This is a genomic window from Tepidiphilus sp. HLB4, from assembly GCF_054823945.1.
Map to the genome: position 1 here is coordinate 12,633 of NZ_JSYB01000019.1, position 20,874 is coordinate 33,506.

Consider the following 20,874-nt stretch of genomic DNA (forward strand, 5'->3'; position numbering starts at 1 on the left):
CCCGCGATGGCCGTCAATCTCACCGCCCCCGATCCCAAGGACCTTCGCCCCGTCGCCGGCGTGCGCCTGGGCGTGGCCGAAGCCGGCATCCGCAAGGCCGGACGGCGCGACCTCACCGTGATCTCGCTCGCCCCCGGCAGCCGCGTGGCCGGCGTCTTCACGCAGAACCGCTTCTGCGCCGCGCCGGTGCAGGTCTGCCGCGAACACCTGGCGGGCGAGGCCGCGCCCCGCGCGCTCGTCATCAACACGGGCGTGGCCAACGCCGGTACCGGCGCCGAGGGGCTGGAGGCGGCGCGTTGCACCTGCAAGGCGGTCTCCCAGGTGCTGGGGGTGGAGCCGCAGGAAGTGCTGCCGTTTTCCACCGGCGTCATCCTCGAGCCGCTGCCGGTAGAGAAAATCGAGGCCGCGCTGCCGGCGCTCGTCACCAACCTGCGCCCCGACGCCTGGCTGGATGCCGCCTACGCCATCATGACCACCGACACGGTGCCCAAGGCCTGCTCGCGCCAGGTGCGCCTGTCCGACGGCACCGTCGTCACCATCACCGGCATCAGCAAGGGCGCCGGCATGATCCGCCCCAACATGGCCACCATGCTCGGGTTCGTGGCCACCGACGCCAGGCTCGCCAAACCCTTGCTCGATGCCCTGGTGCGCGAGGCGGCTGATGAATCCTTCAACGCCATCACCGTCGATGGCGACACGTCTACCAACGACTCCTTCGTGCTGATCGCCACCGGCGCGGCCATGTCGCGCGAGCTCGCGGTGAGCGACGACGAAGACTACCGCAAGGTGCGCGCCGCCGTGATCGAAGTCTCGCGCTGGCTCGCCCAGGCCATCGTGCGCGACGGCGAAGGCGCCACCAAGTTCATCACCGTGCGGGTGGAGCGCGGCGCGTCGCGCGAAGAATGCCGCAAGGTCGCCTACGCCATCGCCCACTCGCCGCTGGTGAAGACTGCCTTCTTCGCTTCCGACCCCAACCTGGGCCGCATCCTCGCCGCCATCGGCTACGCCGGCATCGACGATCTCGATCCCGCGGCGATCCGCGTCTGGCTCGAAGCCGAGGGCGATTCCATCCTGGTGGCCGAAGGGGGCGGTCGGGCATCTTCCTACCGTGAGGAAGACGGCGCCCGCGTCATGAAGCACGCCGAAATCACCGTGCGCGTCGATCTCGCCCGGGGCGAAGCCACCGCCACCGTCTGGACCTGCGATCTTTCCTTCGACTACGTCCGCATCAACGCCGAATACCGCAGCTAAGGGGCATGCCGCGATGACCGATCCTGCCACCCTCCTTGCCCTGAGCCCGCTCGATGGCCGCTACGCCACCAAGCTCGACGCCCTGCGCCCGATTTTCTCCGAATACGGCCTCATGCGCGAGCGCGTGCGCGTCGAGATCGAATGGCTCAAGGCGCTCGCCGCCGATCCCCGTATCGCCGAAGTCCCGACCTTCTCCCCCAGCACCGTGCGCGAGCTCGACTTGCTCGTCGAGGAATTCAAGCCGTCGGATGCCGCGGCGATCAAGGCGATCGAGGCGCGCACCAACCACGACGTCAAGGCCGTCGAATATTGGATCAAGGAGCGGCTCGAAGGCTTGCCCGAAGCCGAGCGGGCGCGCGAGTTCGTACATTTCGCCTGCACCTCCGAAGACATCAACAACACCGCGCACGCGCTCATGCTCACCGCCGGGCGCGACCGGGTGCTGCTGCCGGCGCTCGACGCCGTGATCGAACGCTTTCGGGCGCTCGCGCACGAACACGCGGCCCTGCCCATGCTCTCGCGCACCCACGGCCAGCCGGCGAGCCCCACGACCCTGGGCAAAGAGATGGCCAACGTCGCCGCGCGCCTGCAGCGCGCCCGCGCCGCCATCGCCGCCGTGCGCCTCACGGCCAAGTTCAACGGCGCGGTGGGCAACTACAACGCCCACGCGATCGCCTATCCCGAGATCGACTGGGAAGAATTCAATCGCCACTTCATCGAATCGCTCGGGCTCGAATTCAACCCCTATACCATCCAGATCGAACCGCACGACGCGATGGCCGAACTCTTCGATGCCATGGCGCGGACGAACACCATCCTCATCGACGCATGCCGCGATCTGTGGCTCTATATCTCCTACGGTTACTTCCGCCAGAAGCTCAAGGAGGGCGAGGTCGGCTCCTCGACCATGCCGCACAAGGTGAACCCCATCGACTTCGAAAACGCCGAAGGCAACCTGGGAATCGCCAACGCCCTGCTGCGCCATTTCGCCGACAAATTGCCGGTGTCGCGGATGCAGCGCGACCTCACCGACTCCACGGTGCTGCGCAACCTGGGCGTGGCCTTCGGGCACACGCTGCTCGCGCTCGATTCGCTGCGCCGCGGGCTGGACAAGCTCGAAGCAGATCCGAAGGCGCTCGAGCGCGATCTGGCCGAAGCCTGGGAGGTGCTCGCCGAGGCGGTGCAGACCGTGATGCGGCGCCACGGCATCCCCAACCCCTACGAGAAACTCAAGGAGATGACCCGCGGCAAGGCGATCACCGCCGAGGCGCTGCGCGGTTTCATCGCCGGCTTGCCTCTGCCCGAATCGGCCAAGGAGCGGCTGCTCGCCCTCGTGCCGCAGAAATACACCGGCAAGGCCGAGGAGCTCGCCAAGCGCATCTGAGATTCCAATCGTGTTGGCGCCGGAATTAAGCCGGTGCTATCATTGCGTTTTTTAGTTCTTCAGCGAGGATTTGACCGCCATGGCCGAAACCGGTGCCGTTGCCGAGCAGACGTCTTCCCCCGCCTTGCCCAAGAACCTGCGCGTCGAGAAAGTGATCTGGGTGCATCACTGGACCGACACCCTCTTCAGCTTCCGCTGCACCCGCGATCCGGGTTTCCGCTTCATCAATGGCCAGTTCGTCATGATCGGTCTGATGGTCGACGGCAAGCCGCTGCTGCGCGCCTATTCCATCGCCAGCGCCAACTGGGAAGAGCACCTCGAGTTCTACTCGATCAAGGTGCCCAACGGCCCGCTCACCTCGCGGCTGCAGCACCTCAAGGTAGGCGACGAAGTGCTCGTCTCCACCAAGCCCACCGGCACGCTCGTGCAGGACAACCTCCTGCCCGGCGCAAAGCGGCTTTTTCTTCTGGCCACCGGCACGGGGCTCGCGCCTTTCATGTCCATCATCAAGGATCCGGACGTCTACGATCGCTACGAAAAAGTGATCCTCGTGCACTGCACGCGCTGGGTGCGCGAGCTCGGCTACTACGACTACATCACCAAGGAACTGCCGCAGCACGAGTTCCTGGGCGAGCTGGTGCGCGAAAAACTCATCTACTACCCCACCGTCACGCGCGAGCCGTTCATTCACCAAGGCCGGATCACCGATCTCATCACCAGCGGCAAGCTCGCCGCCGACTTGGGCATTCCCCAGCTCAACCCCGAGACCGACCGGGCGCTTCTGTGCGGCAGCATGCGCATGCTCGCCGACACGAGCAAGATCCTCGACGATTTGGGCTTCCAGGTCTCGCCCAGCATGGGCGTGCCGGGTCACTACGCCATCGAACGGGCCTTCGTCGATCAGTAAGCCCGCCGCCCTTTCGCGCTACCCATGAAAAAGCCCCCGGTTCCGGGGGCTTTTTCATGCCACAGAAGAGAGAATCAGACCACCGCCTCTTCCTTCTTCTTCGCCGGTTTGACCAGATCCTCGCGCGTGACGCCGAACCACATCACGAGTGCGGCCGAGACGAAGATCGACGAATAGATGCCAAAGACGATGCCGATGGTGAGCGCGAGCGCGAAGTAGTGCAGCGTCTCGCCGCCGAAGAGCAGGATCGTCACCACCATCGCCAGGGTGCTCGCGTGCGTGATGATGGTGCGCGACATGGTGGCGGTGATCGCATGATCGAGCACGGCGGGCGTGTCCATCTTGCCACGGCGCTGCTTGAAAACCTCGCGCACCCGATCGAAGATCACCACTGTCTCGTTGACCGAGTAGCCCAGCACGGCGAGCACCGCCGCGAGCACGGAGAGCGAGAATTCCCACTGGAAGGCGGCGAATGCCCCGAGGATGATCACCACGTCGTGCAGGTTGGCGATGATGGCCGAGACCGCGAAGCGCCACTCGAAGCGCATCGCCAGATAGGTGACGATGCCAAATACCACGAAGGCGAGCGCCATGAGCCCGTTGGTGGCCAGTTCCTTGCCCACCTGGGGCCCCACGAACTCGACGCGGCGCACCTCGAAGTTCGCTCCCGGGACTTGTGAGAGCAGCGCCTTCACCCGTTCGCCGGCCTGGGCGCTCTCGCCGTCGCCCAGATGCGGCAGCCGGATGAGGAGGTCGCGCGCCGAGCCGAAGTTCTGCACCTGGGCTTCGCGCAGCCCAGCCTGGGCGAGCACGTCGCGTACCGCTTCGAGCGCAACGGCCTCGCTGGCGCGTACTTCCACCAAGGTGCCGCCGGTGAATTCGATGGAGAGGTTCAGCCCGCGCAGGGCGAGAAAGAGCACGGCGGCCACGAAAGTGAGGAGCGACACGGCGTTGAACCACAGGGCGTGCCGCATGAAGGGGATGTCTTGGCGCGGATGGAATAATTCCATGGAAGTCTCCGTTCAGCCGATCGAGACGTGGGCGACGCGCTTCTTGCCGCCGTAAGTGAAGTTGACCAGCATGCGCGACACCAGGATGGCCGAGAACATGGAGGTGAGGATGCCGAGGCAATGCACCACGGCGAAGCCGCGCACCGGGCCGGAGCCGAAGACCAGGAGCGCCACGCCGGCGATGAGCGTGGTCACGTTGGAGTCGAGGATGGTGGCAAACGCCCGCTCGTAGCCGGCAGCGATCGCCATCTGCGGCGAGACGCCCAGGCGCAATTCCTCGCGGATGCGCTCGTTGATGAGGACGTTGGCGTCGATCGCCATGCCCAAGGTGAGTGCCATCGCCGCGATTCCCGGCAAGGTGAGGGTGGCCTGCAAGAGCGACAGCAGCGCCACGAGGAGCATGAGGTTGGCCGCCAGCGCCACCACCGAGTAAAGGCCGATGAGCTGGTAATAGACGATCATGAAGACGGCGATGATCGCGAAACCCCACAGCGTGGCGTGCACGCCGCGCTCAATGTTCTCTTTGCCGAGGCTGGGGCCGACGGTGCGCTCCTCGACGATGCGCATCGGGGCGGCGAGGCTGCCGGCACGCAGTAGCAGCGCGATGTCGCGCGCCTCTTCCACCGTCATCGCCCCCGAGATCTGCACCCGTCCGCCCGTAATCTCGGTGCGGATCACCGGGGCGGTGATCACTTCGGCCTGTCCCCGCTCGATGAGCAGGATCGCCATGCGCTTGCCGACGTTGTCGCGGGTGACGTCGCGGAAGATGCGCGCGCCGGCCGAATCCAGCGTCAGGTGCACCGCCGGCTCGCCGGTCTGCCCGTCGAAGCCGGGCTGGGCGTCGGTGAGGCGCTCGCCGGTGAGCACGACGTCTTTCTTCACCAGGATGGGGCGGCCATTGCGCTCGTAGAGGAGCTCGGTGCCCGGTGGAACGCGGCCGGCGATCGCCTCTTCGAGCGCGCCCGGCGTGTCGTCGACTAGGCGCACTTCCAAGGTGGCCGTGCGCCCAAGGATGTCCTTGGCCTTGGCTACGTCCTGCACGCCGGGCAGTTGCACGACGATGCGGTCTGTCCCCTGCTGCTGGATGACGGGTTCGGCGACGCCCAGCTCATTGATGCGGTTGTGCAGGGTGGTGATGTTCTGCTTGAGGGCGAATTCGCGCAGGGTCTTCTCCGCCGCGGGCGTGAGCCGCGCGACGAGCTTCACCGTTTCGCCCTGGGCCGTCACGTCGAGGGCCAGATCGGGCACGTTCTTGGCGATCACGCGCCGCGCCGCTTCGGCCGCGGCTTCGTCGGCGAAACGCGCTTCGATGAGCCGGCCGTTGCGCACGATTCCCTGGTGGCGGATCTTCTCCGCCCGCATGAGCGAGCGCAGGTCGGCGGCGATGGCGTCGAGCCGCTTGGTCAGCGCGCCGTCCATGTCCACTTCGAGCAGGAAGTGGACGCCGCCGCGCAGGTCGAGCCCGAGATACATCGGTTTGGCGCCCAGCCGTGCGAGCCACTCGGGCGTGCCGGGCAGGAGGTTGAGCGCCACGATCGCCTCGGGCTTTTCCGGATCGGGATTGAGTTCGGCTTCGATCAGGTCTTTTGCCCGGATCTGGGTTTCGGTGTCAGCGAACCGCACCCTCAGGGCCCCGGCCTCGAAGAGAAAACCCTGGGGAGTGAGCCCAGCCGCGGTCAGCTTCGGCTCCAGCCGGGCGGCGAGAGAACGGGCGTCGAACGGGGCACCGGGCCGCGCTGGTGTGATCTGCACGGCGGGGATCTCGCCGAAGAGGTTCGGCGCGGCGTAGATCGCCCCCAGCAGCAGCACGAAGGCGATCAGCAGATTCTTCCACAGAGGGTAGCGGTTCATATGGGTAGGGGAGCGCTTTAGAGATTTTTCAGCGTGCCCTTGGGCAGCACGGCGGCAATGGTGGGTTTTTGCACCGTCACTTCAACCCCTTTGGCGATTTCGACCCGAACGAAATCTTCGTCCACCGAGGTCACCCGACCGGCGATGCCGCCCTGGGTGATTACCTCGTCGCCTTTGGCGAGCGCCTGGATCATGGCCTTGTGCTCCTTCGCCCGTTTCATCTGCGGCCGCACCATGAGGAACCACAGCACGACGAACATCAGGATGATGGGCAGCAGCTGCATCAGGCCGCCGGTCGGATCCGCTGCCGGGGCGCCTTGGGCGTAAGCGTCGGTGATGAACATGAGGGAGACTCCTCGAAAGAGAAAAAAGAAATTGTACCATCAGCGGGGAAGGGTTCGTTTTATGCTATTTTCTTGATTTCGCAAGGCGCTATTGGGTCAGGCCGAGGCGTTGCATCCAGTAGCGCAGCTTGGCGAGCGTCCAGCCCAGTTCCCGTGCGGTCCGGCTCTGGTTCCAGCGGTTGCGCTCGAGGGCTGCGCGCAATGCCGCCGGGTCGACGGGGGCGTCCTGATCCGGCGGGCACTGGGCGAAACCTTCGAGGAGCTGGGCGAGGCGCTCGATGCGCAAGGGTTTGGTGAGGAAGTCGTGCGCCCCCAGCTTGACAGCCTGTACCGCGGTGTCGATGTCGCCGTAGGCGGTGAGGACGACCACGGGGGTGAGGGGGCGGCGCTCGCGGGCGTGGCGCACGAGATCGAGCCCGTTGCCGTCCGGAAGGCGCAGATCGGTGAGAATGAGATGATACGGCGTGGCGGTATCGTCGAGCACGCGGCGGGCCCCGGCGCAGTCACCCACGGCGTCGGCCTGCCAGCCGTGGCGGTGCAGCGCGAGCGTGAGCAGCGTGCGCAGGTCGGGTTCGTCGTCGATGAGAAGGGCTCGGGGCATGGGCGGTGCCAGTCGTCATGCGCTTTCCATGATAAAGGAGGCTGGGCGAGGCGGCAAGCGCTCCGGTTGGCGCTGTGCTACACTGCACTGCAGCAAACGCGCCGGATGCCGGCGCACGTCTTCCACCAACCGCAGAGGAGTCATCCATGCAGACCATCTTCATCGTCGGCGCAGGAACGATGGGCAGCGGCATTGCCCAGGTCGCGGCCCAGAGCGGGTTTTCCGTGCGACTCTACGACATTTCCACGCAACAGCTCGAGCGGGCTCGGGCCACCATTTCCGCCAACCTCGATCGCCTGGTGAAGAAAGAAAAACTCACGGCGGCGGACAAAGACGCGACGCTCGCGCGCATCGCAACGGCGACCCAGCTCGACGGCGTGGCTTCGGCCGACCTGGTGATCGAGGCGGCGAGCGAGAACGAGGCGCTCAAGCTCGAGCTCTTCGCCAAGCTCGACGCGCTCGCCAAGCCCGAGGCGATCCTCGCGTCCAACACTTCCTCCATCTCCATCACCAAGATCGCCGCCGCGACGAAGAATCCCGCACGCGTCATCGGCATGCACTTCTTCAACCCGGTGCCGGTGATGGCGCTCATCGAGCTCATCCGCGGCCTGCAGACCTCCGACGAAACCTACCAGAAGGCCGAGGCGATCGCCAAGGCGCTGGGCAAGACGCCGGTGGCGGTGAAGAACAGCCCGGGTTTCGTGGTCAATCGCCTGCTGTGCCCCATGATCAACGAGGCGATCTTCGCGCTGCAGGAAGGCTTGGCGAGCGCCGAGGGGATCGACGAGGCGATGAAACTGGGCTGCAACCATCCGATCGGGCCGCTGGCGCTCGCCGATCTCATCGGGCTCGACGTCGAGCTCGCGGTGATGCAGGTGCTCTACGAAGGGTTCAAGGATCCGAAATTCCGCCCCGCGCCGCTGCTCGTGGAGATGGTCGAGGCCGGCCGGCTCGGGCGCAAGACGGGCGAAGGGTTCTACCGCTACGACAGGTAAGCCTCAGGCTGCTCGGGGCGATTGTCCTGGGCCGTAGCCGGGCGGTAGACGAAAAACCGCGGTTCGAAACCGCGGTTTTTTGCGCTTGGGTTTGGCGCAGGCCGGGCTGCCGGAAGCGGCTCCCGCCTCGACCGTTCTGTTTTAGGCGCGGCGCATGGCGTCGAAGAACTCGGCGTTGTTCTTCGTCGCCTTGAGTTTGTCGAGGAGGAATTCGGTGGCTTCCAGATCGTCCATGCCATAGAGGAGCTTGCGCAGGATCCACACCTTTTGCAGGATGTCCGGTTTCATCAGCAGCTCTTCGCGCCGGGTGCCGGAGCGGTTGACGTTGATCGCCGGATAGACGCGCTTCTCCGCCATGCGCCGGTCGAGGTGCAGCTCCATGTTGCCGGTGCCCTTGAATTCCTCGTAGATCACGTCGTCCATGCGGCTGCCGGTGTCGATGAGCGCCGTGGCGATGATGGTGAGGCTGCCGCCTTCTTCGAGGTTGCGCGCCGCGCCGAAGAAGCGCTTGGGCTTTTGCAGGGCGTTGGCGTCCACGCCGCCGGTGAGCACCTTGCCCGAGGAGGGTACGACGGTGTTGTAGGCGCGCGCCAGGCGCGTGAGCGAGTCGAGCAGCACCACCACGTCGCGCTTGTGCTCGGTGAGGCGTTTGGCCTTCTCGATGACGATCTCGGCCACCTGCACGTGGCGCGCGGCCGGCTCGTCGAAGGTGGAGGCGACCACCTCGCCGCGTACCGAGCGCTGCATTTCGGTGACCTCTTCGGGGCGCTCGTCGATCAAGAGCACGATGAGCACGACGTCGGGATGGTTCGAGGTGATGGCATGCGCGATGTGCTGCAGCATCACGGTCTTCCCCGTCTTGGGCGGGGCGACGATGAGGCCGCGCTGGCCTTTGCCGATGGGGGCGATGATGTCGATGACCCGGCCGGTGAGGTTCTCTTCGCTGCGGATGTCGCGCTCGAGCTTGAAGGCTTCGTTCGGGTGCAGCGGGGTGAGGTTCTCGAAGAGGATCTTGTGCTTGCACTTCTCGGGCGACTCGCCGTTGATGCGGTCGAGCTTCACCAGGGCGAAGTAGCGTTCGCCTTCCTTGGGGATGCGGATCTCGCCCTCGATGGTGTCGCCCGTGTGCAGGTTGAAGCGACGGATCTGGGAGGGTGAGACGTAGATGTCGTCCGGGCTGGCGAGGTAGGACGTGTCGGGCGAACGGAGAAAGCCGTAGCCTTCGGGCAGGACTTCCAGCACGCCCTCGCCGAAGATGGGTTCCCCTTTCTTGGCGCGGTTCTTGAGCAGCGCGAATACGAGTTCGTGTTTGCGCAGGCGGTTGGCGCCTTCGATGTTTTGTTCATTGGCTAGGGCCAAGAGCTGGCTGACGTGCAACGACTTGAGCTCGGACAGATGCATGGTTTTCGGTCGATGAAGGTTCTGGATGGGAAGAGATCGAGACCGGCTTGCCGCGATGATCGTGGCAGCAAGCCGGAAGAGGGAGGCTGAAAGGAGGCCGGCACGAACGGCCGGCCGGAAAACACGTCAGGCGCGCAGTCGGCGTCAGAGGTTGCTGTCGATGAACGCGACGAGCTGGGATTTGGCCATTGCCCCGACGCGGGTGGCCTCGACGTTGCCGTTCTTGAAGAGCATCAGCGTCGGGATGCCGCGTACGCCGTATTTGGCGGGCGTCTCGGGATTCTGGTCGATGTCGAGCTTGCAGACCTTGAGCTTGCCGGCGTATTCCTTGGCGATCTCGTCGAGGATCGGCGCGATCATTTTGCAGGGGCCGCACCATTCGGCCCAGAAGTCGAGCAGCACCGGCGTCTTCGACTGCAGGACTTCCTGCTCGAAAGTGGCATCGCTCACGTGATGGATGTGTTCACTCATCGTGTGTCTCGGGGGTGGTCGGGAGAGAAGGAAAGCCCCGGCCGAACGGCTGCGGGGCGATAAGGCGTAACTTAGGGCATCATGGCCGCGGCGTCAAGGGGTAAGGAGGCGGGAAGGGGGCTGCGGCCGCGCAAAACGACGAAGGCGTGGTATAAATGCAAAAGGCGGGTGAGCCGTTCGCCCTGCCGTCGCGCACAAACAGGGGATTTCTCATGACCTACGTCGTGACCGAAGCGTGCATCCGTTGCAAGTATACCGACTGTGTGGACGTCTGTCCCGTGGATTGCTTCCGCGAGGGCCCGAACATGCTGGTGATCGATCCCGATGAGTGCATCGATTGCTCCTTGTGCGTGCCGGAATGTCCCGTCGAGGCCATCTACGCCGAAGACGACGTCCCGGCCGATCAGCGCGATTTCATCGCTCTGAACGCCGAACTCGCCAAGAAATGGCCGCCGATCGTGGAGCGCAAGGATCCCTTGCCCGATGCCGATGAATGGGCAAAGGTCAAGAACAAGCGCGACCAGCTCATCCGCTGAGCAGCCAGGGGCAAAAGCATGAAGGTACGTGAAATCCTGGCGATCAAGGGAACGGCGCTCTTCACCATCACGCCCCGCCGCTTTCTCTCCGATGCCGTGGCGGTGATGGTGGAGCAGGACATTGGCTCGCTCGTGGTGTTCGACGCGGGGAAGATGGCGGGGTTGCTCACCTTTCGCGAAGTGCTGGTGGCGATCCATCATGCCTGCGCCTCCTGGGGGATGTTGACGGTGGAGGAGGCCATGCTGCGCCAGCCCATCGTCGCCGATCCCGACATGGAGCTCGACGAGCTGCGTCGCCGCATGGTGGAGACGCGCCAGCGCTATTTCCCCGTGATGGAGGGCGGAACGCTGCTCGGCGTGGTGTCGTTCTATGATGTCGCCAAGGCGGTGCTCGAGGAAAAGGATTTCGAGAACCGGATGCTGAAGAACTACATCCGCAATTGGCCGGGAGTCGACGAAGAAGATACTTGATTCATGGTCGTCCGGCCGAGCCGCCCGTAAGAGGCGGCGGTTTGCCGGGAGGGGGGGCCAGGGGCCGCGGCATGCAAGGGCCGCGGCATGGTCCGACATGGAGGAGTATTCATGGAAAAAATCTGGCTCAGGAGCTATCCGCCGGGCGTGCCGGCGGAAATCGACCCGACCGAACATGCCTCGCTGGTCGACTTGTTCGAGCGCAGCGTGGCGCGTTTCGCCGATCTGCCCGCGTTCACCCACATGGGCAGGACATTGACCTATCGTGAGATAGATCGTCTCTCGGCCGCCTTCGCTTCCTTTCTGCAGCATGAACTGGGCCTCGAGCCGGGCGCGCGGGTGGCCCTGATGCTGCCCAACGTGCTGCAGTATCCGGTGGCGATGTTCGGCATCCTGCGGGCGGGCTGCGTGGTGGTCAATGTCAATCCGCTCTACACGCCGCGTGAGGTGTCGCATCAGCTGCGCGACGCAGGAGCCGAGGCGATCGTCGTGCTGGAGAATTTCGCCCATACGCTCGACGAGGTGCCCGAGGCGGGCGCGATGCGGGCCTTAGTGGTGACTTCGCTGGCGGAGATGCTGGGCGCACCGCGTTCCTGGGCCGTAGACTTCGTCGTTCGTCGGGTAAAGAAGATGGTGCCGCCGTGGCGCCTGCCGGGGCATCGGCGCTGGAGCGAAGCCCTGCGCCGGGGGGCGGCACGCCCCATGACACGCGTCGAACCAGGGCTGGAAGACGTCGCCTTCCTGCAATATACCGGAGGGACCACGGGGGTGGCAAAAGGTGCGGTGCTGCTGCACCGCAACCTCATCGCCAACGTGCTGCAGGCTACGGCCTGGGTGGGTTCGGTGCTGCGCGAGGGGCAGGAGCGGGTGGTCACCGCCTTGCCGCTTTACCACATCTTCGCGCTCACCGCCAACTGCCTCGTCTTCTTCCGTCTGGGCGGGCACAATCTGCTCATCACCAATCCGCGCGACCTCGACGGTCTCGTACGGGAATTGGCCAAGTGGCCGTTTACGGCCATCACCGGCGTCAATACCCTGTTCAACGCCTTGGTGCATCACCCCGGTTTCGCCAAACTCGATTTTTCCCCGCTCAAGCTCACCCTGGGCGGCGGCATGGCCGTGCAGCAGGCGGTGGCGCAGAAGTGGCAGCAGCTCACCGGCCGGCCGCTGCTCGAAGCCTACGGCTTGACCGAGACTTCGCCGGCCGTGACGATCAACCCGCTGGATTTGCCGGCGTTCAACCATTCCATCGGCCTGCCGCTGCCGTCCACCGAGGTGAGCCTGCGCGACGACGCCGGCGCCGAGGTGCCGCCGGGTGATGCGGGGGAATTGTGCGTGCGCGGACCGCAGGTGATGCGGGAGTACTGGAACCGCCCGGACGAGACGGCCAAGGTATTCTTCCCCGATGGATTCTTGCGCACGGGCGACGTCGCGCGAATGGACGAGCGCGGCTTCCTCTACATCGTCGATCGGAAGAAGGACATGATCCTCGTGTCCGGCTTCAACGTTTATCCCAACGAGGTCGAGGACGTGATCGCGCTGCATCCGGGCGTGCTGGAGGTGGCGGTGGTGGGCGTGCCCGACGAGCGCAGCGGCGAGGCGGTGAAAGCCTACGTGGTGCGTCGTGACCCCACGCTCGATGCCGAAGCGATTCGGCAATGGTGCCGCGAGCGGCTCACCCCCTACAAGGTGCCGCATTACGTCGAATTCCGCGAGGAACTGCCCAAGACGCAGGTGGGCAAGATCCTGCGCCGCGCGCTGCGCGAGGAAGCTTGGCGGCAGGGGTGAAAAAACCGCTTGTCAGAGACCGGATTTCATGTTTTACTTTTGTCCGTGAGTCGAGTCGGAGTGCTTTGGTGATCCGTTTCCCCGTTTCCCTGGCCGTGCTGCTGCTCGTACGCGTAGGCGTAGGGCTGCGTGCGCCCCGGAGGGACTGAAGCCGGATCAAACCGTATTACCGATTCGAACCCGACCCCCTCCGGAGCCAGTCTCCCGAGGGGGTTTTCGTTTTTCCCGGCAACGAGGAGTAGGGCGATGATGACGATGACCGGCGCCGAATTGATCGTGCGCTTGTTGGAACAGCAGGGGATAGAGACGATCGTGGGCATTCCCGGCGGGGCGATCCTGCCGCTCTACGACGCCTTGAGCCAGTCGAAGACGATCCGGCATGTGCTCGCGCGCCACGAGCAGGGTGCCGGCTTCATGGCTCAGGGCATGGCGCGGGTGACGGGCAAACCCGCGGTGTGCTTCGCTTCGAGCGGCCCCGGGGCGACGAACCTGGTGACGGCGATCGCCGATGCGCGGCTCGACTCCATCCCGCTGGTGGCGATCACCGGGCAGGTGCCGCTTGCCATGATCGGCACCGACGCCTTTCAGGAAGTCGACATCTACGGCATGACCATCCCGATCACCAAGCACAATTTCCTCGTGCGCTCGGCCGCCGAGCTGCTGGAGGTGATGCCACACGCGTTTCGCATCGCCATGTCGGGGCGTCCCGGGCCGGTGCTCGTCGACGTGCCCAAGGACGTGCAGAACCAGCTCGTCACCTTCGAGCGACTGCCCGCGCCGGCCGTGCCCGATCCGCTGCCGCCGCTGGATGAAACGGCGATCGCGGCGGCGGCGCGTTTGATCGACGAGGCCGAGCGCCCGGTGCTCTACCTGGGCGGCGGAGTGATCCATGCCGATGCGGCCCCGCTCGCGGTGACCTTGGCCGAGCAGACCTCGATGCCTACCACCATGACGCTGATGGCGCTGGGTGCGATGCCGGTCGATCATCCGCTCTCGCTGGGGATGCTGGGCATGCACGGGGCGCGCCATACCAATTTTGCCCTGCAGGAGGCGGACCTCTTGGTTTGCGTCGGGGCGCGCTTCGACGACCGGGCCATCGGCAAGGCGTCGCAGTTCTGCCCCGAGGCGAAAGTGATCCACATCGACATCGACCGGGCGGAACTGGGCAAGATCCGTCGCCCCGACGTGGCGATCCATGGCGACGTCAAGGCGGTGCTGCAGGCGCTGTTGCCGCGGGTGCGGGCCCAGCTGCGCAAGCGCTGGCTGAGCCACGTGGCGGGACTGAAGTCGCGCTTCCCTCTCGTGCTGGAGGGGCGCGAGGATCCGCGCAGCCACTACGGGCTCGTCCAGGCGGTGGCCAAGGCGCTCGACGACGAGGCGGTGGTGGTCACCGACGTCGGCCAGCACCAGATGTGGGTGGCGCAAGCCTATCCGCTGCGCCGGCCGCGGCAGTGGCTCACCTCCGGCGGGCTGGGCACGATGGGCTTCGGTCTGCCGGCGGCGATCGGCGCTGCGCTCGCCGAGCCGCAGCGCACGGTGGTGTGCTTCACCGGCGACGGCAGCCTGAAGATGAACATCCAGGAGATGGCGACGCTCGCCGAAGAAGGAGGCAACGTCAAGATCGTGCTGATGAACAACCAGTCGCTCGGGCTCGTCTATCAGCAGCAGAATCTCTTCTATGGCAAGCGCGTGATCGCCTCGAACTACCGCCGGCCGACGGACTTCGTCAAGATCGCCGAGGGCTTCGGGCTGGAAGCGCTCGATCTGGATCGCAGCGAGCATCCCGAGGCCGATCTGGCGGCGATCCTGCGCCGCCCCGGTCCGGCGCTCATCCACTGCTCGATCGAGCGCGAGCGCTTCGTCTATCCCATGGTGCCGCCGGGCGCCGCCAACACCGAGATGATCGAGGGCTGACAGGAGAGGAAGATGATCGAACAAGTGGCCGAACCGCTGCCTACGGGCGGTTTCGAGAAAGTGGTGCTGGAGCTGGAGGTCAACAACCATCCCGGCGTGATGAGTCACGTCTGTGGCTTGTTCGCGCGGCGCGCCTTCAACGTCGAGGGGATCCTGTGCATGCCCTTGCCCGACGGGCGGCGCAGCCGCATCTGGCTCACCGTCTTCGCCGACCAGCGGCTGGAACAGCTCGTCCGCCAGCTCGAGCGCCTGGTCGACGTGCTCGAAGTGCGCCGCCATGGAGCCGATCACGAGGTGTTCGTGCAGCTGGAGCGATTCTTCCAGTGAGTCGAAGCCGTGTGGAGCGCATGCTAAACTCGTTCTTTTGCGCACGGACGGTAGGGTAAGCGATGGCGGGCAATACCTTCGGCACAGTGTTCACGGTGACTTCCTTCGGGGAATCGCACGGGCCGGCGATCGGCTGCGTGGTCGACGGCTGCCCGCCGGGCCTGGCGCTCACCGAGGCCGACATCCAGCGCGAGCTCGACCGGCGCAAGCCCGGCACTTCGCGCCACGTCACCCAGCGGCGCGAGCCCGACACCGTCGAGATCCTCTCGGGCGTCTATGAGGGCATGACGACGGGCACGCCGATCGCCTTGCTCATCCGCAACGTCGATCAGCGCTCCAAGGATTACGGCAACCTCGTGGAGACGTTCCGTCCGGGGCACGCCGACTACGCCTACACCATGAAATACGGCCGGCGCGATCCGCGCGGCGGCGGGCGCTCTTCGGCGCGCGAGACGGCGGTGCGGGTGGCGGCCGGGGCGATCGCCAAGAAGTGGCTGCGCGAGCGCCACGGCGTGGTGATCCGCGGCTTCATGGCCCAGCTGGGGCCGATCGAGATCCCCTTCGTTTCCTGGGAGCACGTGGAGCAGAATCCTTTCTTCGCTCCGAATCTCGAGCTGGTGCCGGAGCTCGAACGCTTCATGGATGCGCTGCGCAAGGCGGGCGACTCGGTCGGCGCAAGGCTCACGGTGGTGGCCCGCGGCGTACCCCCGGGTTGGGGCGAACCGGTGTTCGGGCGGCTCGATGCCGAGATCGCCGCGGCGATGATGAGCATCAACGCCGTCAAGGGCGTGGAGATCGGCGACGGGTTCGCCGTCGTGACCCAGCGCGGCAGCGAGCATGGCGACGAGCTCACGCCGCAGGGGTTTCTGTCGAACCACGCTGGCGGTATTCTCGGCGGCATCAGCACGGGGCAGGACGTCGTCGTGCATCTGGCGGTGAAGCCCACCTCCAGCATCCGGCTCGAGCGCCGTTCGATCGACCTGCGTGGGGTGCCGACCACGGTGGCCACCCACGGACGGCACGACCCCTGCGTGGGGATTCGCGCCACACCGATTGCCGAGGCCATGCTCGCCCTGGTGCTGATGGATCAGGCGCTGCGCCATCGGGCGCAGTGCGGCGACGTGGTGCCGCCGCTTTCCCCCGTTCCGGCTTTGTCGCCGGGTGCAACGGGTTCGATTCCTTCGCCACTTTGAAGGGATGACCTGTTGCTAATGCGCTACGCCATGGTGTTGGCGCCGATGACGAGGTTGTGAAATAATTACGCGCCGTGGGTGGCGCGATTGACCCGGAGAGACCGTTCGATGAACGCCAAGACCTTGTATGACAAATTGTGGGACGCGCATCTGGTACGTCAGGAGCCCGACGGCACGGCCCTCATCTACATCGATCGCCACCTGATCCACGAGGTGACCAGTCCCCAGGCGTTCGAAGGGCTGCGTCTGGCGGGGCGAAAGCCCTGGCGGACGGGTTCCATCGTCGCCACGGCCGATCACAACGTGCCTACCGATCCTAGCGAGACCGAGATCCGCGATCCCATTTCGCGCGAGCAGGTGGTCACGCTCGACCAGAACATCCGCGCTTTCGGCGCGCTGCGCTATTTTCCCTTCCATGATCCGCGCCAGGGCATCGTGCACGTCATCGGCCCGGAGAGCGGGGCGACGCTCCCCGGTATGACCGTGGTGTGCGGCGACTCGCACACCTCCACGCACGGGGCGTTTGCCTGCCTCGCCCACGGCATCGGCACTTCCGAAGTCGAGCACGTGCTCGCCACCCAGTGCCTCATCCAGAAAAAGGCCAAGAACATGCGCGTGCGCGTCGACGGCAGCCTGCCGCCGGGCGTCTACGCCAAGGACGTGATCCTGGCCATCATCGGCAGAATCGGCACCGCTGGTGGCACGGGGCACGCCATCGAATTCGCCGGCGAGGCGATCCGCTCGCTCTCCATGGAAGGGCGCATGACGGTATGCAACATGGCGATCGAGGCCGGCGCGCGCGTGGGCATGGTCGCGGTCGACGACAAGACCCTCGACTATTTCCGCGACAAACCCCTCGCGCCCAAGGGCGAGCTGTGGGAGCAGGCGGTCGAATACTGGCGCACCCTCGTCTCCGATCCCGAGGCCCGGTTCGACCGCGAGGTGGTGCTCGATGCCGCCACCCTCAAGCCGCAGGTCACCTGGGGCACCTCGCCCGAGATGGTCACCGACATCGAAGGGCGCGTGCCCGATCCGGCTTCTTTCGCCGATCCGGTCAAGCGGGACGCCGCCGAGCGGGCGCTCGCCTACATGGGGCTGGAGCCGGGCACGCCGATCGGCGAGATCCGCGTCGATCAGGTCTTCATCGGCTCGTGCACCAATTCCCGCATCGAGGATCTGCGCGCGGCCGCCGCCGTCGTGCGCGGGCGCAAGAAGGCACCCAACGTCAAGCGCGTGCTGGTGGTGCCCGGCTCGGGTCTGGTGAAGAAACAGGCCGAGGAAGAGGGGCTGCACCGCATCTTCATCGAAGCCGGCTTCGAATGGCGTGACCCGGGCTGTTCCATGTGCCTGGCGATGAACGCCGATCGTCTGGAGGCGGGCGAGCGCTGCGCCTCGACTTCCAACCGCAACTTCGAAGGCCGCCAGGGTGCGGGTGGGCGCACGCACCTCGTGAGCCCCGCCATGGCCGCCGCCGCCGCGATCGCCGGACACTTCGTCGACGTGCGCGAACTGCTGCCGGCCTCCGTCTGAGACCCGAGAGAGACAAAGACATGGAAAAATTCATCCGCCTCGACGCCCTGGTCGCTCCGCTCGATCGGGCCAACGTCGACACCGACGCCATCATCCCCAAGCAATTCCTCAAGTCCATCCACCGCAGCGGCTTCGGCCCCTACCTCTTCGACGCGTGGCGCTACCTCGACCGTGGCGAGCCGGGCATGGACTGCAGCAAGCGGCCGAAGAATCCCGACTTCGTGCTCAACCAGCCGCGCTACCAGGGGGCGCAGATCCTGCTCGTGCGCGAGAACTTCGGTTGCGGCAGCTCGCGCGAGCATGCGCCCTGGGCTTTGCTCGACTACGGTTTTCGGGCGCTGATCGGTCCGAGCTTCGCCGACATCTTCTACAACAACTGCTTCAAGAACGGGCTGCTGCCCATCGTGCTGCCGGCCGAGGAGGTCGATCGGCTCTTTGGCGAATGCGAGGCCGCGCCCGGCTACCGTCTGGCGATCGATCTGCCGTCGCAGTCCATCACCACGCCCGAGGACAGGGTGATTTCCTTCGAGATCGACTCCTTCCGCAAGGAGTGTCTGCTCAACGGCTGGGACGACATCGGCTTGACGCTGCGCCACGCCGACGAGATCCGCCGCTTCGAAGAGGCCTATCGCGCGCGCCATCCCTATTACTTTGTCGAGGAGTCCGCAGCATGAAGAAACGAGTCTGCGTACTTCCTGGCGACGGCATCGGCCCCGAGATCGTCGCCGAGGCGGTGAAAGTGCTCGACGCTCTTGCGCTGCCGCTCGAGTACGAATATGCCCTCTTGGGCGGTGCGGCGATCGACGCCACCGGCGAGCCTTATCCCGAGGAAACGCGTTCGGCGGCGCGCCGGGCCGACGCGGTGCTGCTCGGCGCCGTGGGCGGGCCGAAGTGGGACGAACTGCCGCGCGCCCAGCGTCCCGAGCGGGGGCTTTTGGGTATCCGCAAGGATCTGGGGCTCTTCGCCAACCTGCGCCCGGCCGTGCTCTTTCCCGAGCTCGCATCGGCCTCGGCGCTCAAGCCCGAAGTCGTCTCGGGGCTGGACATCGTCATCGTGCGGGAGCTCACCGGCGACATCTATTTCGGCGAGCCGCGCGGCATCGAGGTGCGCGACGGCGAGCGCGTGGGCTTCAACACCATGATCTACCGCGAAAGCGAGATCCGCCGCATCGGGCGCGTGGCCTTCGAAACGGCCCGCCGCCGCGGCAAGAAGCTGTGCTCGGTCGACAAGATGAACGTGCTCGAGACCACCCAGCTGTGGCGCGACGTGATGAACGAGCTCGCGCCGGAGTACCCCGACGTGACGCTCACGCACATGCTCGTCGACAACGCCGCCATGCAGCTCGTGCGCGCACCCAAGCAGTTCGACGTGATCGTCACCGGCAACATGTTCGGCGATATCCTCTCGGACGAGGCGGCCATGCTCACCGGCTCCATCGGCATGCTGCCTTCGGCCTCGCTCGACGAGCAGGGCAAGGGGCTCTACGAGCCCTGCCACGGCTCGGCGCCGGACATCGCCGGCCAGGGCGTGGCCAATCCGCTCGCCACCATCCTGTCGGCGGCGATGATGCTGCGCCACAGCTTCGGCTGGGAAGACGCGGCCGCGCGCATCGAGCGGGCCGTGCGCACGGTGCTCGCGCAGGGATTGCGCACACGCGACATCTTCGAGCCCGGCACGCGGCTCGTCGGCACCGCCGAGATGGGCGACGCGGTGGTCGCGGCGCTGTAATGACAGAAAAACGAGACGAGGAACAGAGAATGGCAATGCAACGAGTCGGATTGGTCGGCTGGCGCGGGATGGTCGGTTCCGTGCTGATGCAGCGCATGGAAGAAGAGAACGATTTTGCCCTCTTCGAGCCGGTCTATTTTTCCACTTCGGCCGCGGGCAAACCCGCGCCGGGCTTCGGCGGCGTGACCCCGGCCGAGCCGCTCCAGGACGCCTACGACCTGGAATCGCTCGCCCGGATGGACATCGTCCTCACCTGCCAGGGCGGCGACTACACCAAGGCGGTCTATCCCAAGCTGCGCGCGGCCGGCTGGAAAGGGCATTGGATCGACGCGGCGAGCGCCCTGCGCATGGAACCGCACACGGTGATCGTGCTCGATCCGGTCAATCGGCCGGTCATCGACGCGGCGCTCGCCAAGGGCGGGCGCGACTGGATCGGCGGCAACTGCACCGTCTCGCTCATGCTGATGGCGCTCGCCGGGCTCTTCCGGGAGGAGCTCGTCGAGTGGGTCTCGTCGATGACCTACCAGGCGGCTTCCGGCGCGGGGGCGCAGAACATGCGCGAGCTCCTCGAGCAGATGGGGCGGCTCTATCGGGCGGTGGAGAAAGATCTCGCCGACCCAGCCTCCGCCATCCTGGAGATCGACCGCAAGGTGACGGCTGCTCTGCGCTCGCCCGATTTTCCCACCAAGAATTTCCGCGGCGTGCCGCTTGCCGGCAGCCTCATCCCCTGGATCGACGTGCCGGTCGAGCACGGTCAGTCGAAGGAAGAATGGAAGGGCGGGGCCGAGTGCAACAAGATTCTCGGCAAGCCGCCCTTCCGCACGCCAGGGTCGATCCCCATCGACGGTTTGTGCGTGCGTATCGGCGCCATGCGCTGCCATTCACAAGGGTTGACGGTCAAGCTCAAGCGCGACGTGCCGCTCGAGGAGATCGAAGCGATCATCGCCGGGGCCAACGAGTGGGTGAAAGTGGTACCGAACGAGCGCGAGGCGAGCGAGCGCGAGCTCACGCCGGCGGCCGTGTCGGGGACCTTGACGGTACCCATCGGGCGTTTGCACAAGCTCGCCATGGGGCCGGAGTATCTGGGGGCGTTTACGGTAGGCGACCAACTCCTGTGGGGAGCGGCCGAGCCGTTGCGCCGAATGTTGCGGATCCTGCTGCAAGCCTGAGG

Annotated in this window: 20 protein-coding genes; 14 read left to right on the forward strand and 6 right to left on the reverse strand. The window is 65.8% G+C overall.

Going from position 1 to position 20,874, the window contains the following annotated elements; genetic code table 11:
• The first annotated feature begins 6 nt into the window (after window positions 1–6).
• The 3 genes from argJ (at window position 7) to OA56_RS04995 (ending at window position 3,542) form a co-directional block, all read left to right on the forward strand.
• Complete coding sequence (gene argJ / locus OA56_RS04985; protein ID WP_461583810.1) at window positions 7–1,251, forward strand: bifunctional glutamate N-acetyltransferase/amino-acid acetyltransferase ArgJ; 1,245 nt, start codon at window positions 7–9, stop codon at window positions 1,249–1,251.
• Between the two features lie 13 nt (window positions 1,252–1,264).
• The gene (gene purB / locus OA56_RS04990; protein WP_461583812.1) at window positions 1,265–2,635 is read left to right on the forward strand and encodes an adenylosuccinate lyase; all 1,371 of its coding nucleotides are present in this window, start codon (window positions 1,265–1,267) and stop codon (window positions 2,633–2,635) included.
• A gap of 79 nt (window positions 2,636–2,714) precedes the next feature.
• Entirely contained in the window at window positions 2,715–3,542 is an 828-nt protein-coding gene (locus OA56_RS04995; protein ID WP_461583814.1) for a ferredoxin--NADP reductase, read from the forward strand.
• 74 nt (window positions 3,543–3,616) lie between these two features.
• Here OA56_RS04995 and secF read toward each other — a convergent pair whose 3' ends face one another.
• From secF to OA56_RS05015, 4 genes are all read right to left on the reverse strand, one after another.
• Window positions 3,617–4,552 (reverse strand): protein translocase subunit SecF, encoded by a 936-nt coding sequence (gene secF / locus OA56_RS05000; RefSeq protein WP_055422642.1) that lies wholly within the window; start codon window positions 4,550–4,552, stop codon window positions 3,617–3,619.
• Between the two features lie 12 nt (window positions 4,553–4,564).
• The gene (gene secD / locus OA56_RS05005) at window positions 4,565–6,403 is read right to left on the reverse strand and encodes a protein translocase subunit SecD (protein ID WP_141054228.1); all 1,839 of its coding nucleotides are present in this window, start codon (window positions 6,401–6,403) and stop codon (window positions 4,565–4,567) included.
• A 17-nt stretch (window positions 6,404–6,420) separates the two neighbouring features.
• Window positions 6,421–6,747, reverse strand: coding sequence for a preprotein translocase subunit YajC (gene yajC, locus OA56_RS05010; protein ID WP_055422644.1), 327 nt, complete (start codon window positions 6,745–6,747; stop codon window positions 6,421–6,423).
• An 88-nt stretch (window positions 6,748–6,835) separates the two neighbouring features.
• On the reverse strand, window positions 6,836–7,348 hold the full coding sequence (locus OA56_RS05015) for a response regulator (protein WP_055422645.1): 513 nt from the start codon (window positions 7,346–7,348) through the stop codon (window positions 6,836–6,838).
• 146 nt (window positions 7,349–7,494) lie between these two features.
• On the opposite strand from OA56_RS05015, the gene OA56_RS05020 reads away from it, so the two are divergent.
• Window positions 7,495–8,343: a 3-hydroxybutyryl-CoA dehydrogenase gene (locus tag OA56_RS05020; RefSeq protein ID WP_055422646.1), complete on the forward strand. Its 849-nt coding sequence runs from the start codon at window positions 7,495–7,497 to the stop codon at window positions 8,341–8,343.
• A gap of 141 nt (window positions 8,344–8,484) precedes the next feature.
• On the opposite strand, the gene rho is transcribed toward OA56_RS05020, so the two are convergent.
• Both rho and trxA read right to left on the reverse strand, forming a co-directional pair.
• Window positions 8,485–9,744, reverse strand: a complete 1,260-nt coding sequence (rho, locus tag OA56_RS05025) for a transcription termination factor Rho (protein WP_055422647.1) — start codon at window positions 9,742–9,744, stop codon at window positions 8,485–8,487.
• A gap of 144 nt (window positions 9,745–9,888) precedes the next feature.
• Window positions 9,889–10,215, reverse strand: a complete 327-nt coding sequence (gene trxA, locus OA56_RS05030; RefSeq protein WP_055422648.1) for a thioredoxin TrxA — start codon at window positions 10,213–10,215, stop codon at window positions 9,889–9,891.
• 212 nt (window positions 10,216–10,427) lie between these two features.
• Between trxA and fdxA the strand changes: the two genes are divergently transcribed.
• From fdxA to asd, 10 genes are all read left to right on the forward strand, one after another.
• Window positions 10,428–10,751: a ferredoxin FdxA gene (gene fdxA / locus OA56_RS05035; protein ID WP_028874820.1), complete on the forward strand. Its 324-nt coding sequence runs from the start codon at window positions 10,428–10,430 to the stop codon at window positions 10,749–10,751.
• Between the two features lie 18 nt (window positions 10,752–10,769).
• Window positions 10,770–11,222: a CBS domain-containing protein gene (locus OA56_RS05040; RefSeq protein ID WP_141054221.1), complete on the forward strand. Its 453-nt coding sequence runs from the start codon at window positions 10,770–10,772 to the stop codon at window positions 11,220–11,222.
• Between the two features lie 111 nt (window positions 11,223–11,333).
• On the forward strand, window positions 11,334–13,010 hold the full coding sequence (locus OA56_RS05045; protein ID WP_141054218.1) for an AMP-binding protein: 1,677 nt from the start codon (window positions 11,334–11,336) through the stop codon (window positions 13,008–13,010).
• A gap of 246 nt (window positions 13,011–13,256) precedes the next feature.
• Window positions 13,257–14,924, forward strand: a complete 1,668-nt coding sequence (ilvB, locus tag OA56_RS05050; protein ID WP_461583820.1) for an acetolactate synthase large subunit — start codon at window positions 13,257–13,259, stop codon at window positions 14,922–14,924.
• A 12-nt stretch (window positions 14,925–14,936) separates the two neighbouring features.
• Window positions 14,937–15,251: an acetolactate synthase small subunit gene (ilvN, locus tag OA56_RS05055; RefSeq protein WP_055422652.1), complete on the forward strand. Its 315-nt coding sequence runs from the start codon at window positions 14,937–14,939 to the stop codon at window positions 15,249–15,251.
• A 62-nt stretch (window positions 15,252–15,313) separates the two neighbouring features.
• Entirely contained in the window at window positions 15,314–16,444 is a 1,131-nt protein-coding gene (gene aroC, locus OA56_RS05060) for a chorismate synthase (protein ID WP_055422653.1), read from the forward strand.
• A gap of 108 nt (window positions 16,445–16,552) precedes the next feature.
• Window positions 16,553–17,974 carry a 3-isopropylmalate dehydratase large subunit gene (gene leuC, locus OA56_RS05065; protein WP_461583823.1) on the forward strand — a complete coding sequence of 474 codons (1,422 nt, stop codon included), beginning with the start codon at window positions 16,553–16,555 and terminating at the stop codon, window positions 17,972–17,974.
• A 20-nt stretch (window positions 17,975–17,994) separates the two neighbouring features.
• On the forward strand, window positions 17,995–18,648 hold the full coding sequence (gene leuD / locus OA56_RS05070; protein ID WP_141054212.1) for a 3-isopropylmalate dehydratase small subunit: 654 nt from the start codon (window positions 17,995–17,997) through the stop codon (window positions 18,646–18,648).
• The gene (gene leuB, locus OA56_RS05075) at window positions 18,645–19,703 is read left to right on the forward strand and encodes a 3-isopropylmalate dehydrogenase (protein WP_461583825.1); all 1,059 of its coding nucleotides are present in this window, start codon (window positions 18,645–18,647) and stop codon (window positions 19,701–19,703) included. The genes leuD and leuB overlap by 4 nt, the downstream gene beginning before the upstream one ends.
• Window positions 19,704–19,738: 35 nt before the next feature.
• Window positions 19,739–20,872, forward strand: coding sequence for an aspartate-semialdehyde dehydrogenase (gene asd / locus OA56_RS05080; RefSeq protein ID WP_461583895.1), 1,134 nt, complete (start codon window positions 19,739–19,741; stop codon window positions 20,870–20,872).
• The last annotated feature ends 2 nt before the right edge of the window (window positions 20,873–20,874 follow it).

Bases quoted from the DNA above. Each gene is read 5' to 3' on its own strand.
- argJ (WP_461583810.1), top strand. From the start codon at position 7: ATGGCCGTCAATCTCACCGCCCCCGATCCCAAGGACCTTCGCCCCGTC.
- purB (WP_461583812.1), top strand. From the start codon at position 1,265: ATGACCGATCCTGCCACCCTCCTTGCCCTGAGCCCGCTCGATGGCCGC.
- OA56_RS04995 (WP_461583814.1), top strand. From the start codon at position 2,715: ATGGCCGAAACCGGTGCCGTTGCCGAGCAGACGTCTTCCCCCGCCTTG.
- secF (WP_055422642.1), bottom strand. From the start codon at position 4,552: ATGGAATTATTCCATCCGCGCCAAGACATCCCCTTCATGCGGCACGCC.
- secD (WP_141054228.1), bottom strand. From the start codon at position 6,403: ATGAACCGCTACCCTCTGTGGAAGAATCTGCTGATCGCCTTCGTGCTG.
- yajC (WP_055422644.1), bottom strand. From the start codon at position 6,747: ATGTTCATCACCGACGCTTACGCCCAAGGCGCCCCGGCAGCGGATCCG.
- OA56_RS05015 (WP_055422645.1), bottom strand. From the start codon at position 7,348: ATGCCCCGAGCCCTTCTCATCGACGACGAACCCGACCTGCGCACGCTG.
- OA56_RS05020 (WP_055422646.1), top strand. From the start codon at position 7,495: ATGCAGACCATCTTCATCGTCGGCGCAGGAACGATGGGCAGCGGCATT.
- rho (WP_055422647.1), bottom strand. From the start codon at position 9,744: ATGCATCTGTCCGAGCTCAAGTCGTTGCACGTCAGCCAGCTCTTGGCC.
- trxA (WP_055422648.1), bottom strand. From the start codon at position 10,215: ATGAGTGAACACATCCATCACGTGAGCGATGCCACTTTCGAGCAGGAA.
- fdxA (WP_028874820.1), top strand. From the start codon at position 10,428: ATGACCTACGTCGTGACCGAAGCGTGCATCCGTTGCAAGTATACCGAC.
- OA56_RS05040 (WP_141054221.1), top strand. From the start codon at position 10,770: ATGAAGGTACGTGAAATCCTGGCGATCAAGGGAACGGCGCTCTTCACC.
- OA56_RS05045 (WP_141054218.1), top strand. From the start codon at position 11,334: ATGGAAAAAATCTGGCTCAGGAGCTATCCGCCGGGCGTGCCGGCGGAA.
- ilvB (WP_461583820.1), top strand. From the start codon at position 13,257: ATGATGACGATGACCGGCGCCGAATTGATCGTGCGCTTGTTGGAACAG.
- ilvN (WP_055422652.1), top strand. From the start codon at position 14,937: ATGATCGAACAAGTGGCCGAACCGCTGCCTACGGGCGGTTTCGAGAAA.
- aroC (WP_055422653.1), top strand. From the start codon at position 15,314: ATGGCGGGCAATACCTTCGGCACAGTGTTCACGGTGACTTCCTTCGGG.
- leuC (WP_461583823.1), top strand. From the start codon at position 16,553: ATGAACGCCAAGACCTTGTATGACAAATTGTGGGACGCGCATCTGGTA.
- leuD (WP_141054212.1), top strand. From the start codon at position 17,995: ATGGAAAAATTCATCCGCCTCGACGCCCTGGTCGCTCCGCTCGATCGG.
- leuB (WP_461583825.1), top strand. From the start codon at position 18,645: ATGAAGAAACGAGTCTGCGTACTTCCTGGCGACGGCATCGGCCCCGAG.
- asd (WP_461583895.1), top strand. From the start codon at position 19,739: ATGCAACGAGTCGGATTGGTCGGCTGGCGCGGGATGGTCGGTTCCGTG.